The organism is Cedecea sp. NFIX57 (assembly GCF_900177785.1).
GTDB lineage: Bacteria > Pseudomonadota > Gammaproteobacteria > Enterobacterales > Enterobacteriaceae > Cedecea > Cedecea neteri_C.
This window is the reverse complement of record NZ_FXAS01000019.1, coordinates 1-14,044: the sequence shown is the minus strand read 5'-3', so window position 1 is coordinate 14,044 and position 14,044 is coordinate 1. Positions and strand designations below refer to the sequence as shown.

Annotated in this window: 14 protein-coding genes; 12 read left to right on the top strand and 2 right to left on the bottom strand. The window is 58.5% G+C overall.

Annotated features, from left to right (window positions below; translation table 11 throughout):
• Positions 1-187: 187 nt before the first annotated feature.
• Positions 188-820 carry a response regulator gene (locus B9Y90_RS16630; RefSeq protein ID WP_008461003.1) on the top strand — a complete coding sequence of 211 codons (633 nt, stop codon included), beginning with the start codon at positions 188-190 and terminating at the stop codon, positions 818-820.
• On the opposite strand, the gene B9Y90_RS16625 is transcribed toward B9Y90_RS16630, so the two are convergent.
• Positions 798-2,285 (bottom strand): histidine kinase, encoded by a 1,488-nt coding sequence (locus tag B9Y90_RS16625; protein WP_085541931.1) that lies wholly within the window; start codon positions 2,283-2,285, stop codon positions 798-800. The genes B9Y90_RS16630 and B9Y90_RS16625 overlap by 23 nt on opposite strands.
• Positions 2,286-2,330: 45 nt before the next feature.
• Complete coding sequence (locus B9Y90_RS16620) at positions 2,331-2,924, bottom strand: RNA polymerase sigma factor (protein WP_039291392.1); 594 nt, start codon at positions 2,922-2,924, stop codon at positions 2,331-2,333.
• Between the two features lie 261 nt (positions 2,925-3,185).
• On the opposite strand from B9Y90_RS16620, the gene sctW reads away from it, so the two are divergent.
• Genes sctW through sctU form a run of 11 tightly spaced genes read left to right on the top strand, consistent with a single transcriptional unit; the run spans position 3,186 to position 13,773 of the window.
• Positions 3,186-4,361, top strand: coding sequence for a type III secretion system gatekeeper subunit SctW (gene sctW / locus B9Y90_RS16615; RefSeq protein WP_085541930.1), 1,176 nt, complete (start codon positions 3,186-3,188; stop codon positions 4,359-4,361).
• 26 nt (positions 4,362-4,387) lie between these two features.
• A complete protein-coding gene (gene sctV, locus B9Y90_RS16610) occupies positions 4,388-6,484 on the top strand; it encodes a type III secretion system export apparatus subunit SctV (protein ID WP_039291388.1) in 2,097 nt (698 codons plus the stop codon).
• 11 nt (positions 6,485-6,495) lie between these two features.
• Positions 6,496-7,440 (top strand): FHA domain-containing protein, encoded by a 945-nt coding sequence (locus B9Y90_RS16605; protein ID WP_085541929.1) that lies wholly within the window; start codon positions 6,496-6,498, stop codon positions 7,438-7,440.
• Positions 7,434-8,798 carry a type III secretion system ATPase SctN gene (sctN, locus tag B9Y90_RS16600; RefSeq protein WP_039291386.1) on the top strand — a complete coding sequence of 455 codons (1,365 nt, stop codon included), beginning with the start codon at positions 7,434-7,436 and terminating at the stop codon, positions 8,796-8,798. Before B9Y90_RS16605 ends, sctN begins: the two co-directional genes overlap by 7 nt.
• A complete protein-coding gene (locus B9Y90_RS16595; RefSeq protein ID WP_085541928.1) occupies positions 8,785-9,252 on the top strand; it encodes a type III secretion protein in 468 nt (155 codons plus the stop codon). Before sctN ends, B9Y90_RS16595 begins: the two co-directional genes overlap by 14 nt.
• The gene (locus B9Y90_RS16590) at positions 9,249-9,872 is read left to right on the top strand and encodes a type III secretion system HrpP C-terminal domain-containing protein (protein ID WP_085541927.1); all 624 of its coding nucleotides are present in this window, start codon (positions 9,249-9,251) and stop codon (positions 9,870-9,872) included. The genes B9Y90_RS16595 and B9Y90_RS16590 overlap by 4 nt, the downstream gene beginning before the upstream one ends.
• On the top strand, positions 9,869-10,921 hold the full coding sequence (locus B9Y90_RS16585; protein WP_085541926.1) for a FliM/FliN family flagellar motor switch protein: 1,053 nt from the start codon (positions 9,869-9,871) through the stop codon (positions 10,919-10,921). The genes B9Y90_RS16590 and B9Y90_RS16585 overlap by 4 nt, the downstream gene beginning before the upstream one ends.
• Positions 10,921-11,586 carry a type III secretion system export apparatus subunit SctR gene (gene sctR / locus B9Y90_RS16580; RefSeq protein ID WP_008460987.1) on the top strand — a complete coding sequence of 222 codons (666 nt, stop codon included), beginning with the start codon at positions 10,921-10,923 and terminating at the stop codon, positions 11,584-11,586. The genes B9Y90_RS16585 and sctR overlap by 1 nt, the downstream gene beginning before the upstream one ends.
• Before the next feature lie 7 nt (positions 11,587-11,593).
• Positions 11,594-11,860 (top strand): type III secretion system export apparatus subunit SctS, encoded by a 267-nt coding sequence (gene sctS, locus B9Y90_RS16575; RefSeq protein WP_039291380.1) that lies wholly within the window; start codon positions 11,594-11,596, stop codon positions 11,858-11,860.
• Positions 11,857-12,666 (top strand): type III secretion system export apparatus subunit SctT, encoded by an 810-nt coding sequence (gene sctT / locus B9Y90_RS16570; RefSeq protein WP_085541925.1) that lies wholly within the window; start codon positions 11,857-11,859, stop codon positions 12,664-12,666. Before sctS ends, sctT begins: the two co-directional genes overlap by 4 nt.
• Positions 12,667-12,690: 24 nt before the next feature.
• Positions 12,691-13,773: a type III secretion system export apparatus subunit SctU gene (sctU, locus tag B9Y90_RS16565; protein ID WP_008460983.1), complete on the top strand. Its 1,083-nt coding sequence runs from the start codon at positions 12,691-12,693 to the stop codon at positions 13,771-13,773.
• The last annotated feature ends 271 nt before the right edge of the window (positions 13,774-14,044 follow it).

The following is a 14,044-nucleotide window of genomic DNA, read 5'->3' as shown; positions in this document are numbered from 1 at the left end:
CAGACAGACGGAGCGGGTTCCGGGGAGAACTTGTAACAAGCTGCAACCTTATCACCCCCGGCAAAGCTAGATTCGCCGCAGCGAGGCTGCTATGTTCATTTAACACGCGTCTTTGCAAATCGTGCGTGATAATTATTTTTATAAAAAAGAACGAGTTAATAACTATAAATTATGGATGACAGACGGTATGGCAATCAGACTCCTCCTCGCGGACGATCACATTTTGATGCGCGAGGGACTGAAACAGATTTTTTCACTGGATAAGAAAATCAAAGTGGTGGCGGAAGCGGGCTGTGGCAAAACGGTGCTGTCGCTGCTGACGGAAATCGATGTTGATGTCCTGCTGCTGGATCTCTCCATGCCCGGCGACTCCGGGCCGGAGCTGGTACAGCAAATCACCCGCCTGTGGCCGATGCTGCCGGTGCTGGTGTTGAGCATGCACAACGAGCCGCAAATCGCCCAAATGGTCCTCGCCAGCGGCGCCCACGGGTTCATTACTAAAGACCAGGCTCCGCAAACGCTGCTGCACGCTATCCATCGCGTCGCCTCTCGCCAACGCTACATAGACCCTTCGCTGGCGGAAGCTATCGTCTTTTCAACTCAGGAAAACGACCAGCTTCGCCGCTACGCCACGCTATCCCAGCGCGAGAAGCAGATCCTCCGCCTGCTGAGCAGCGGCGAAAACATCAATGGCATCGCAGAAACGCTAAGCATCAGCAACAAAACGGTCAGCACCCACAAGACCCGGATGATGGAAAAAATGCAGTTCGACAACAACGCCGACATCATCAAGTTTGCTATTCGCTATCATAAACTTTAGCCGGAGCCGGCAGGGCATAAGGGATCTCGATATGCACACAGCTCCCTTTGCCCGGCGAACTGTGGATGTTAAACGTCCAACCTTTCATCATGCAGCGCTCCCGCATACTCAATAATCCAAAGGCCCCGTCTGATACCTGGCCGGGGTCAAACCCTTGCCCGTCGTCATTAATACAAATCAGCACGACGTTGCCCCTTGTGAGCACCTTCACCTCCACTTCCCGCGCTTTGGCATGCCGCTGCACATTAGTGAGCGACTCCTGCACCACGCGAAAAATCGCGGTGACCTCATCGTCACACAGCGACACCGGCAGCGGCTGAATCGTCAGCGTACACACGCCGGAACGGTGCTTGTTGAACTGGTCCCGCAGCCAGATAAGCGCGGGCTTTAGCCCCATATTCAGCACCGCCGGGCGCAGCTGGGTGGCGATATCTCGCACCACTTTGATGGTGCCATCCACCAGTTGCGTGAGCGGTTCGACTTCATGCTGCAGCGCAGGATGGTTCTGACCCAGCAGCGAAATCCCCACCCGCAGCGAAGTCAGGTGCTGGCCCAACTCATCATGGATTTCCCGCGCCATATGTTTGCGTTCGTTTTCGACGCTACTTTGCAGCTTCTGGGTCATTTGCCGCAGCTGTTCGTGAGTCTGCCGCACCTGCTGTTCGGCAAAATATTGCCGGGAGGCAGGACGAGCGATCACCAACACGGATTTCAGCGTCTGCTGCTGGGTAAATTCAGGAATAAAACGCGCCTGGTAAATCCTCGACACCCGCAAGTCGGACCGCAAGCCGTGCAGCACGGCCTCCAGCTGAATATGCTTATTCAGCACCAGTTGCAACGACCAGCTGATCTGCTCCATCAGCGTCGAATCCCCGATAAGCGAATTTATCTTCAGCCCGATGGCCGCCGCGCTCTTAGGCATACACTGTAGCGCCGTTTCGTTGGCATAGAGCAGCCTCTGTTCACTGTCCACACGCAGAATCGCATCCGGCATATTGTCCAGAATGTCGCGAAGTTCGTTTTCACGATCGTAGTAAAAACGATGAATATCATTGCGATAGCGAGTATCGCACACCACCATCATCACCCAGTTCTGCCGCTGAAACTCGAAGCGGCTCGGGCAAACTTCAACCGGGATAGCCTGCGTTGCCGCCTGAAACCGGGCGTTAATTTTATCGCCGTAAGGCGAATGTTCTGGCCGATCTAACTGCTGCTCAACCACCGCCAGCAGCGGCAGATCGCCATAGCCTCTCAGCCGGGTAAAAATATTTTCGCCCACCAGATGCCCGGCCCTTGCCTGGCCGGCATCTTCCGGCAGGCAAAGACTGAGCGCCTTGTGGTTGGCAAAAACAATATTGAAATCCCTGTCAACAATGAAAACCAACTCGCGCATGCTATTGAAAGCGGCGCTCAGCAATGCCTGAGTATCATTGGGCCGTGGGTGCGGCCCGCCGTCTTGTTTCATAGAGTGTGATTCTTCTCGTTCAGGGAGTAACGAAGCACCGCTCGCTCAGTTCAGACTGTCCCACCCCAGATCCTGTTTCAAAGACTGCCGGAGGCGGGATAGACGGGAACGCACGGTACCGATAGGAATAGTCATCCGGTCAGCCGCTTCCTGGTAGCTGATATCGTGATCAACGATCAGCTGTAATAATTGCTGATAATCTTCAGGGAGTTGCGCAATGCGCTGCAACACTTTCGACAGGATGTCCTTACCCTCAGTCACCCCTTCCGGCTGCTCCGAATGCAGCAGCGTACCAAGCACATCATCGTTTAACTCATCGTGCAGGTAGCTCACTTTGACCGATTTATAGTGATTTTTCACCAGGTTTACCGCAATCCCGAACATCCAGGTTTCCGGGCGCGATGTGCCGCAAAACTTGTGCTTGTTACGGATCACCTCATACCAGGTGTTCTGCACAAGGTCTTCTATATCGGCAAAGTTTGCCACGCGTTTACGAATAAAATTATACAGCCGCTGTTCGTTGTCGCGCATCACGCGCTCCCAGTTAACCACCGGAAACTCGCCCTGCACAACGTTGGACTCAAAAGCAGACTGTGCATCCGGGAAAACCTGTGATTCGAAATCAAACATTGCTGACATAGTGAACACCTTTTATGGAATAGATTCAGGAGTTCGTCCTATAGCAAGCGCCATGCCAGCGAAAAACACCAAGTTAACACACTGATTATTAACGTTTAATTTTTATAAATCAGATTAATATGAGCAAAAACACACACAGCCAGAAAACGAGTTTGTGCAACTTTTTACACATCCCCAGCGGCGGAAATTTTTTATTTATCGGGGAACCGCCCCAGGCCTTAGCCCACACACTGACAGGCGAATCGGGTAAGGCACACCGCAATGAACATGAGAATCCCCCAGCACCACCATCACCATAATCTGCGTCTCGAAACCGAACAGGCGGACGCGCTGGTCGATGAGCTAATCAGCGACACTAACAACGACAAGAGCGCGGCGAGCAGTTCATCGTCCGCTACCCGTGCAGCACCCGCGCCGCAGCGGCCCGGTGCCGCCCAGGAGTCGATGGCATCGACCTTTGCGGAAAGCATCGAGCAGAAAATCAAACACGAGGAGCAACGCACGCAGTCCACCCAGCTGCGCCGTATCTCCGTGGCGGCAATCAAGGTCACTCACCTTGTGGAGCTGGGGAAACTGCTGGAAAGCCCGTCGGGGAAAGAGCAGGCCGAGCAGGAATCGGCTTTCGAACGGATGTTGTCGGGTGGCGACGGGAAGACCCCGACGTTGGATGATTTGCTCGAACAGGCCAATCACGACCCGGCCTCCGCATTTGTCACCCTCAGCCTGATGGCGATGCGTCTGCGCAACGGCAGCAATCCGGCGCTGGCGGCACGCGTCGAGCAAATGCTTGCCGACCTGCAACAGCAGCACCCGGAAAAAATTAACGCGGGGGTGAATACCGCCCCGGCGATTGCCGCGTTCAGTAGCGATCCGGCGCAGAAGCGCGAAATGCGCAAGCTCTATTACAGCGGCGTGATCAACCAGCAGTCCGCCGACAACATCATGGACGTGCTGCTGGACAAGTTTGGCGTCGACGGCTTCGTGCCCGCACTGCGCACATTACAGCGCGCGCTTTCCGATGACATCGCCGCGCTGGCCCCTTCCGCCCCGCCGACGGCCCTGCGCCGCCTGCTTTCCGGGCTGAACGACACCCGCGCCATTACGCACACGCTGTCGGAAGTCGCCCAGTTCCTCGACCGTCTGAAGAGCAAATATTCCCACGTCACGATGGGAGCCGATGTCATGACACGCTCTTTGCTCAGCATGTGCCGCAACGGCTTCTATTCCCGCGACCTGACCCAGCTTGGGCTGCAGGTGGTGGGTGAAAAACCCTTACAGCAGTCGCTCTTTTTCAACGGCCTGCTGACGCTGCTTCAGGCGCTGCCGGAAAAAATTTGGGGCGGGAACGATGAAACCCGCAGCAACGCCCTGCTTCTGCTGCGCACCCTGAACGGCGAATACGCCGCGTGGGAAAAACGCAACCAGTTGGCGCAGTAAACGGACTTCACCAGGATTGAATAGCCATGAACGCTTTGTTTAACCTTCTTAACCGGCTGGCAATTACCGCCATGCAACGCTCCGAAGTCGTCGGGGCTTTCATCGCGCTGGCGGTGGTGTTCATGCTGATCATCCCGCTGCCGCTGGGGCTGATTGACGTGCTGATTGCGGTCAACATCAGCGTGTCGTGCCTGCTTATCATGACGGCGATGTACCTGCCCAAACCGCTGGCGTTCACCACGTTCCCGGCGGTGCTGCTGCTGACCACCATGTTCCGCCTCGGGCTGTCTATCTCCACCACGCGCCAGATCCTGCTGCAGCAAAACGCCGGGCATATCGTCACCGCCTTCGGCAACTTTGTGGTCGGCGGCAACCTGGCGGTGGGGCTGGTGGTGTTCCTGATCCTGACGGTGGTGAACTTCCTGGTGATCACCAAAGGCTCGGAGCGTATCGCCGAAGTGGCCGCCCGCTTTACCCTTGATGCCATGCCGGGCAAGCAGATGTCTATCGACAGCGACCTGCGCGCCGGGCTGATTAACGTCCAGCAGGCCAAAAGCAAACGTGAAGATCTGGCGAAAGAGAGCCAGCTTTTCGGGGCAATGGACGGCGCAATGAAGTTCGTGAAAGGCGATGCTATTGCCGGGATCGTGATCCTCAGCATTAACATGGTGGGCGGCTTTTGTATTGGCGTGCTGCAGTTGGGCATGGCCGCGGGCGATGCCGCCAATGTCTACTCCATTCTGACCATCGGCGACGGCCTGATTGACCAGATCCCGGCGATGCTTATCTCCCTGACCGCCGGGATGATGATCACCCGCGTGTCGGCCAACGAAGACATCCCCAACAACAACATTGGCCGCGAAATCAGCGACCAGCTGACCAACCAGCCCAAGGCGTGGATCATGTCCGCCATCGGCATGTTCTGCTTCAGCCTGCTGCCGGGCATGCCCACGGCGGTATTTATCGTGCTCGGCATCATCACCCTGGGCTCGGGGCTGTTCCAGCTGTGGCGCGCCAAACGCGCGGCGGCCACCAGCACCGGCGGCGAAGTTGTCGCCCCGGAAGCCAACGGCGAAGAAGATATCCGTACCTTCAACCCGAGCCGCCTGTTTGTCCTCAGCTTCTCGTCGGCTCGCGCGGGTGATCCGGCGGCCATGGCGCTTATCGAAGACATTCGCCGCCTGCGGAACCGCATCGTGAACCAGTACGGCTTCACGCTGCCGGTCTTCAACATCGATTTTTCGCCGTACCAGCCTGACGATGAATTTCGTTTTCTGGTGTATGAAGTGCCGAAGGTGATTGGCACCTTTACCTCAAGCAAGCGGGCGCTGGACTACCGCCTGCTGGCCCAGGAAGAGACCGGCACCGAACTCAGCACCGAAACCTATCCGCAGGAAAAAGGCTGGGCGTGGCTGGAAGAAAACGATCCGCTACTGGATAAATTCCAGATGGAATCCTGGAGTTCGCACCAGCTGCTGCTGGCCCGCATGGAAGAAGCGCTCTTTGCCAGCGGCCCGCGCTTTATCGGCCTGCAGGAGACCCGCGCCATTATCTCGTGGCTGGAGATGGACCTGCCGGAGCTGGCGCAGGAATTCCAGCGCATCTTCCCGATCACCCGCCTGAGCGCCGTGCTGCAGCGCCTGGTGGCCGAACGTATTTCGCTGCGCTCGGTGCGAAGCATTACCGAATCGCTGATTGTGCATGGCCAGCACGAGCGCGATGTGGGCTTGCTGGTCGACCAGGTTCGCATCGACATCAAAGAACACATTTGCCACCAGTACAGCCACGACGGCGGGATACAGGTCTGGCTGCTGACGCCGGAAACCGAAGAGATCCTGCGTGACAGCCTGCGGCAGACGCAGAACGAAACCTTCTTCGCTCTAAGCCAGGACAAGCACGCCCTGCTGCTGGAGCAGCTACGGGAAGTGTTCCCCCTGTTCCAGCGGCAAACCAGCGTGCTGCTGTCCGCCCAGGATTTACGTAGCCCGCTGCGCCTGCTCATTCAGGACGAATTCCATCACGTCCCGGTGCTGTCGTTCGCCGAGCTGCAATTTAACCTGCCGGTCAACGTGCTGGGGCGCATTGATATTCACGAAAACGCGCTTGACGCCTTCACTGCATAAAGGGTGCTGCCATGTATGAGCTGAGAGTATTAAACGGATTACATGAAGGCGCGGCGCTGCCGTTAAGCGGCGAACGCTGGCAGTTAGGTAACGCCGCCGACAGCGATTTGCAGCTCAACGATGGCGGTATTAAAGCCAGCCACGCTCTGCTAAGCCGCAGCGCCGAAGGCTGGATGCTCACGCCGATGGAGGGCACCGTTTGCCACCGCCACGGCGAACGACTGAGCGCCCAACAGCTCTGGCAGCCCGGTGAAATCTTCGCCGTCGGCGGCGTCTGGCTGACGCTTGCTGCCGCTGACGACGAATGGGATAACCGCCCGCCACCGCCGTTGCCTGCTGTCAGCCCGAGTGAGCCAGAATCCGCCATACGCGAACCTGTCGGCGGAACACAAAGCAAACCGGCGCCGGCCGCACGCCGTTCGCTGCTGGCAAGAATTCTGCCCCGCTGGGCGCAAATATTCACCTTATCCAGCCTGATGCTGCTGACCTTTACCATCTTTAGTTGGGTACTGCAGCCCGGCATCGCCCAGCAAAACAGCGACGACGAGCCGCAAATTAAACCGGCGATCACCAATAGCAATGAACTGCGCAGCGTGGTGGAACAGGATCTGCGCGAGCGGGAGCTCTATAACAAAGTGCAGCTGACCAGCACGCCGCAGGGGATTACGCTCACCGGCGATTTGCAGGAAAACCAGTTGCCGATTGTCAGCCGCATGGTGGACAGCATTCGCAGCGATTATCAGCTTAAGGTGATGCTGACTAACCAAACCAAAGTGCGCGAGGCCGTGCTGCCCTTCCACATCGTGCAAATTACCGCCGGGCCGAACGCCAACATCGTGACCGAAGACGGGCAGCGCCTGTTTGTCGGCGACGAACGCAACGGCCTGCGCCTGACCGGCATTACCGGCGACAGCGTACAGTTTGGCGGCAAGGAAAACATCGCGGTGAAATGGTAATGGTGCGATATCAGAACGACCTCAACAGCTGGTTTGCAGAGCGCCACCGTTCGCTTAACCAGCTTTCCGCCGTCAGCGCGCACGGGCGCATCACCGGCATCAGCGGCATTCTGCTGGAAAGCAGTTTGCCGCAGGCGCGCATCGGCGACCTGTGTCTAATCAGCCGCAGCGGTGATACCGAAGTGATGGCCGAAGTGGTCGGCTTTAACCCGCGCCACACCTTACTTTCTGCGCTGGGGCCGCTGGACGGCATTGCCCAGGGCGCCCGCGTCACGCCGCTGTTTCAGCCCCACTCTATTAGCGTATCAGACAGCTTATTTGGTAGCGTGCTGGATGGTTTTGGCCGCGCCATTGACGAAGACAGCTTGTCTGCTTTTGCACTAGCCAGCGAAACACCGGACGCCCGGGGCGTGCTCGGCGACGCCCCCCCACCTACGGACAGGCCGCGAATTGATACTCCCCTGCCGACGGGCATTCGCTCCATCGATGGCGTACTGACGATTGGCGTGGGCCAGCGTGTGGGCGTCTTCGCCGGGGCTGGCTGCGGCAAAACGACCCTGCTTGCAGAAATGGCGCGCAACACACCGTGCGATGCCATTGTGTTTGGCCTGATTGGCGAGCGTGGCCGCGAACTCCGCGAATTCCTCGACCACGAGCTGGACGCCGAACTGCGCTCACGCACCGTGCTGGTGTGCTCCACCTCTGATCGCAGCAGCATGGAACGCGCCCGCGCGGCGTTTACCGCCACGGCCATTGCCGAGGCTTTCCGTAACAAAGGCAAAAACGTCCTGCTGATTATCGACTCGCTGACGCGTTTTGCCCGCGCCCAGCGTGAGATTGGCCTGGCGCTTGGCGAACCGCCTGGCCGGGGCGGACTGCCTCCGTCGGTCTATACCCTGCTGCCGGGGCTGCTTGAACGCGCCGGGAAAACCTCGCGCGGCTCCATCACCGCCCTTTATTCGGTGCTGATTGAACAGGACTCAATGAACGATCCCGTGGCCGACGAAGTCCGCTCGCTGATAGACGGCCACATTGTCTTAACCCGCCGCCTGGCGGAGCGCGGGCACTATCCTGCCGTGGACGTGCTGGCCAGCCTGAGCCGAACCATGAGCAACGTCGTTCCACGGGAACACATTGCCGAAGCCAGCACGCTGCGCCAGATGATGTCGGCATACCAGCAGGTCGAAATGCTAATTCGCCTCGGCGAATACCAGCCGGGAAATGACCCGATGACCGACGCCGCCGTGCAGTCTCAGTCGGCCATTAACGCGTTTTTACGCCAGGCCAACCACGCCCCGAGCGACTTCGTCGACACTCGCCAGCAACTGCAGGAGGTGATTGCTTATGCGCCGTTATAGCGAGGCCGAAACACCGCTCTCACCCGATCCGCAGCAGGTTGCCCTCGAGCAGGTACTGACGCTTTTGCTGCCCATCCGGCGGCGACGCTTACGCCGCTGTGAAGGCGAGCAGCGACAGCACGAACAGCAGCTCCGGCGCTGCCAGCAGGCCGTCGAACAGGGCGAACAGCAGCTGGCAGAAAAGAAAATCGGCTATTTGCAGCTGCGCAATGATTTTGTGCCGCAGCACGCGGGCATCACGCAGCCGCTTAACGACCTGCGCGAAACGCTGGATGTTGAGAAATCCAGCCGCGCAGGGGTGATTCAACAAATTCAGCACACGCACCAGCTACAGGCAGAGGTGCAACAGCAGCAGGAACGGCTGACCGCCGCGCAGTCAGCCGTGCAGCGCTGCCAGCGGGACATCGAAAAAATGGAGTATTTGCTCAACCAAAATCAGGGGAACGCTTTATGATTCACCACGCGCTAAAAAACGCTCACCCGCAGCCGAAGCTTTGGCAGCAGGCTCATCCTGCTCCGCAGCCACACCACCAGCCGGAAAACACCCCGCAAACGCCTGCACCTCGCACACCACGCGCGCCGGGGAATAACACGCCCTTCATGCCGCAGATGCCCGCTCGCAGCGCGTCTTCGTCCAGCCGGGCCAGCGATCGCCAGAAGCTGTCGCGGGATGAAAAAGAGTTCAGCGATCTCCTGTCCGACGATGAACCAGCCCCGGTGATGCCCGTTCTGGCGCTCAATCTGTTTGACGGCTCGCTCGGCGGCGCTGAACAGCCGCAGCAGGCCAGTGAATCCCAGTCTTCCGCCCTGCGTGCCATGCTGGAATCGCACCTGGTGCAAGGTATTGAACAACAGGAAAGCCTGCCCGCCCGTTTTAGTCTGCTGCTACCGGATTTAGGTGAAGTGGTGGCTCAAGTGACCCCGGCCAATGGCGATGGGCTGGATATTGCACTCGGCTTTTCCGCCGAGGCCTGGGACAAAGTTCGCGGCTTTGAACAGGACGGGCAAGGCTCGCTCAGCGGCCGTCTGGGGAAAAAAGTTCGCCTGCGCTTTAAGCGGCGGGAGGCGGTATGAAACGCCCGATGCTTGCCGCCCAGTCACATGACGAAGCCCGGCTGCGGCGCTGGATCGGCAGCGGCTGGCGGCTCCCTTTCTTCCGGGAAGAACTGGCCGGTGAACTTCGCCTCTTACCTTCCCGAACGCAGCCCCGGTCAGACATTCCGGGTGAAGCTTTTCACTGCGCGGCTGGCACGCTGCTTTTTAGCGACCCGCTGCCGGTGTTGGGACTGATGGCCGATTGCCCGGCGCTGCCCGGCGTTTCCACCGAGAACAATGCCTGGTACTGGCGCTATTTCAGCCAACAGCTCAGCCCCCAACTGGCTGAACTCTTTGAGTTTCTGCAGCCTGCCGAAGAACGGCAACAACCTGACATCACGCTGCGCTTTGAGGTTTTTCTCGGCGAAGCCCAGGCCAGTACGCTGTTGTCGCTCTCCTGGGACACGCTGCATCAGCTTGCCCGGCATCCCGCCTGGCAGCGGCTGATCGCCCCACTCAACCCAGAATTTCCGCTTCAGTTACCGCTGACCGTTGGCAAACTCCAGCTTTCCTCAGGTGCCGCCCGCCGCCTGGCCAGCGGAGATTTGCTTTTGCCCTCAGAGACGTTCTTCTCGCCGGAAGGACACGGCGTTATGCCGCTGGCACGGCGACAATTTCAGGTTCACCTGGAACTGGCGAGCGAAACCACTCACAGAGACTTACTACACATTACGTTTAGCGAGGAGCTAACCATGACTTACCCGAACGCCCCCCTGGAGTACGACGATCAGCAGGACGGCGAAGAAGTGGTACCCGCCGGGGAATGGCAAACAACACGGGGGAGTTTCGACGACTTGTCGCTGGATTTAACCATCCGCTGCGGTAACTTGCAGCTGACGCTCGGCGAACTACAGCAGCTGGACGCGGGATCAACGGTATTGGTTCAGCACGTCACGCCGGGCGAGGCTCTGCTGTGCCACGGCAACAGCCTGCTGGCAAAAGGTGAACTGGTGGACGTTAACGGTACGCTCGGCTTCCAGGTCACCCGCATGCTCCGCCAGACGGGTACGGCCATGGAACCCGTGTGATGGCCGAGAATATCAGCTCATTCAATCCGCTGGCGCTGGCCATCCTGCTGGGGGCCATTTCCCTGCTGCCCCTGCTGCTGATGATCACCACCAGCTTTCTGAAGATTTCGATGGTGTTGATGCTGACGCGAAACGCCATTGGGGTACAGCAAACGCCGCCCAACATGGCGCTTTACGGCATCGCGCTGGCCGCCACGCTGTTCGTGATGGCGCCGGTATTCGACGGGATGCAAACCCGCTTCAAAGAGAAACCTCTCGATACCACCAGCGCCGAGCGCTTAGAGAACAGCTTGCAGTACGGCATTAAGCCGCTGACCGACTTTATGCTGCGCAACAGCGACCCGGACCTGGAAACGCACCTGATGGAAAACAGCCAGCGCATGTGGCCGAAAGATCTGTCTGAGAAGGTCGTCCACCAGCGCGACAACCTGCTGATCCTGATCCCGGCGTTCGTGCTGTCCGAGCTGCAAAACGGCTTCAAGATCGCCTTTTTAATTTTTATCCCTTTCCTGGTGGTGGACCTGATTGTCTCCAACGTGTTGCTGGCGCTGGGGATGCAGATGGTGTCGCCGATGACCATCTCTTTACCGCTCAAAATTCTGCTTTTTGTCATGGTCAGCGGCTGGACGCGCCTGCTGGACGGCCTGTTCTACAGCTATATGTGAGGACGTTATGGACATGATCTACATGTTTAAGCAGGCGGTGCTGATGGTGGTTGTGCTCTCCGCGCCGCCGTTGGTGGTCGCCGTGCTGGTGGGCATTGTGGTGTCCCTGCTGCAGGCGGTGTTTCAGCTCCAGGATCAGACCCTGCCCTTCGCCATCAAGCTGGTGGCCGTGGGCACCACGCTGGCGCTGAGCGGCCGCTGGATTGGCCTGCAAATGGTGGAGCTGGCGCAGTCCGCCTTCAACATGATGGCCGCGTCCGGAACCCTGCGATGATTGCCGCCGAACTGACGCCGATGTTCAACGGCATGCTGGGACTTGGGCTGGCAATCGCCCGTGTTTACCCGTGCGTGCTACTGACGCCGCTGTTTGCGTTCTCTGCCCTGAAAGGGATGATCCGCACGGCGGTTGTCGTGCCGCTGGCGCTTTTTGTCACGCCGACCATTGTCCCGATGTTGACCCACGCCCCGCACACGCCGTGGGGCATTGTCGCCATGATGCTGAAAGAAGTGGTGCTGGGGATTTTTCTTGGTTACCTGTTGGCGCTTCCCTTCTGGCTGTTTGAGTCAGTGGGCGTGCTGTTTGATAACCAGCGAGGGGCGCTCAGTGGCGGCCAGCTTAACCCGGCCCTGGGCGCAGACGAAACGCCGCTCGGCTACATGCTTTTGCAATGGTCGATGATGGTGCTGATCGTCAATTTTGGCCTTTCGCTGGCCACCCAGGTTATCTGGGACAGCTATCGGCTATGGCCGGTGGACAGCTGGCTACCCGACTTCCGCGAGCAGGGGTTCCTGGTGTTCCTCGGCCAGGTGAAGCAGATGTTTATCGATACCATTCTGTACGCTGGTCCACTGGTGCTGCTCCTGCTGTTTCTTGATTTTGCCGTCGGCGTGCTCAGCATCTACAGCCCGCAGCTGCAGGCCACAGTGCTGACCGTGCCGCTGAAGTGCATCGCCGGGCTGCTGTTCTTCATCTTTTACCTGCCCACGCTGGAGTATTTCGCCGGCCACCAGTTCAGCGGCCTGCGCGATATGATCCCGCACCTGGCGGATATTCTGCCCGCCCGTCAAACCACCTGGTAACGCCGCTTCGGAGGGTGCCAAGCCGTGAGTGAAAAAACAGAGAAGGCCAGCCCCCATAAACTTCAGGAGGCGCGTAAAAAAGGCCAGGTCAGCCAGAGTCAGGACATCCCCAAACTGCTGATCATGTTCGGCGTCCTGCAGCTGATTTTTTCCATGATGGAGGCCAGTATGGCAAAGCTGCAGGCGCTGATGCTCCTGCCGCTGATGCGCCTCAGCAGCCCTTTCAATCAGGCGTTAGGAGAAGTTGGCGGCGCCGCGCTGCTGACCGTCGGGGTGTTTTTTATGATGACGGTGGGCACCGTGATCCTGCTGCGCATTGCCGCAGGCTGGATCCAGTTTGGCCCGCTGTTTGCCATCGCCGCGCTGGCCCCGAAGCTTGAGGCGCTGAACCCGCTGAATAAATTCAAAGAGATGTTTTCGGTAAAGCAGTTTATTCAGATCCTCAACAGCCTGCTGAAGGCCATCACCCTTTCGGTGGTGTTCTGGCTGCTGATCAAACCCCGCCTGTCGCAAATGGCCAATCTTTCAGGCGGCACGCTGGACGGTTTCTGGCACGCGGGCGTGGCGATTCTGGAAACCCTCGCCCACACCATCGTTGGCGTGATGCTGGTGTTTTCGGTGGCTGACTTTGCGCTGCAGAAATACTTCTTCCTCAAGCAAAACCGCATGAGCCACGAGGACGTGAAAAACGAGTACAAGCAGATGGAAGGTGACCCGCATACCAAAGGCCACCGTAAGCATGTCGCCCACGAAATCCTCAACGCACCGGCAAAAAAAGTCACTCCACAGGAGATGGAAAAAGCCGACGTGCTGCTGGTGAACCCGACGCACTACGCCGTGGGGCTGCGCTATCTGCCGGACGAAACGCCGCTGCCAGTGCTGCTGTTTAAAGCGCAGGACGAAGACGCCAAAGCGCTGATTAAACTGGCGCACGCCGCCAATATCCCGGTGGTTCGCTACGTCTGGCTTACCCGTAATCTTTACCGCACCACCGAAGAAGGCGCCTATATCCCACGCGACACGCTAAAAGCGGTGGCCGCTATTTACCGCCTGCTGCGCAAACTTGAGGGCCGCCTGAAGGGCGAGACGATTGAGTTTGAGGAGTAGTGGGGGCGATTTCCTGTCAGCAATACTCATGTTTATGCAGGATTGGTTAAGGTTCCGTTCACTTCCAGTCCTGCTTTACATGCAGCCCCCGCACCGGTGAACGTCTTAGGGGAGTCACCGTCACTCCCCTAAGAACCCGGACTCCCGGCGAAATAAATCGACCGCTGAAGCGGCAAACCTCCGTTTTATCTCCCAGTCCTGGGTCGGCTGAGATGCGTTCCCGACGCTCTCAACCTCCGGCCGTTCCCGACGGCCGGCCCCTGGCCAGTCG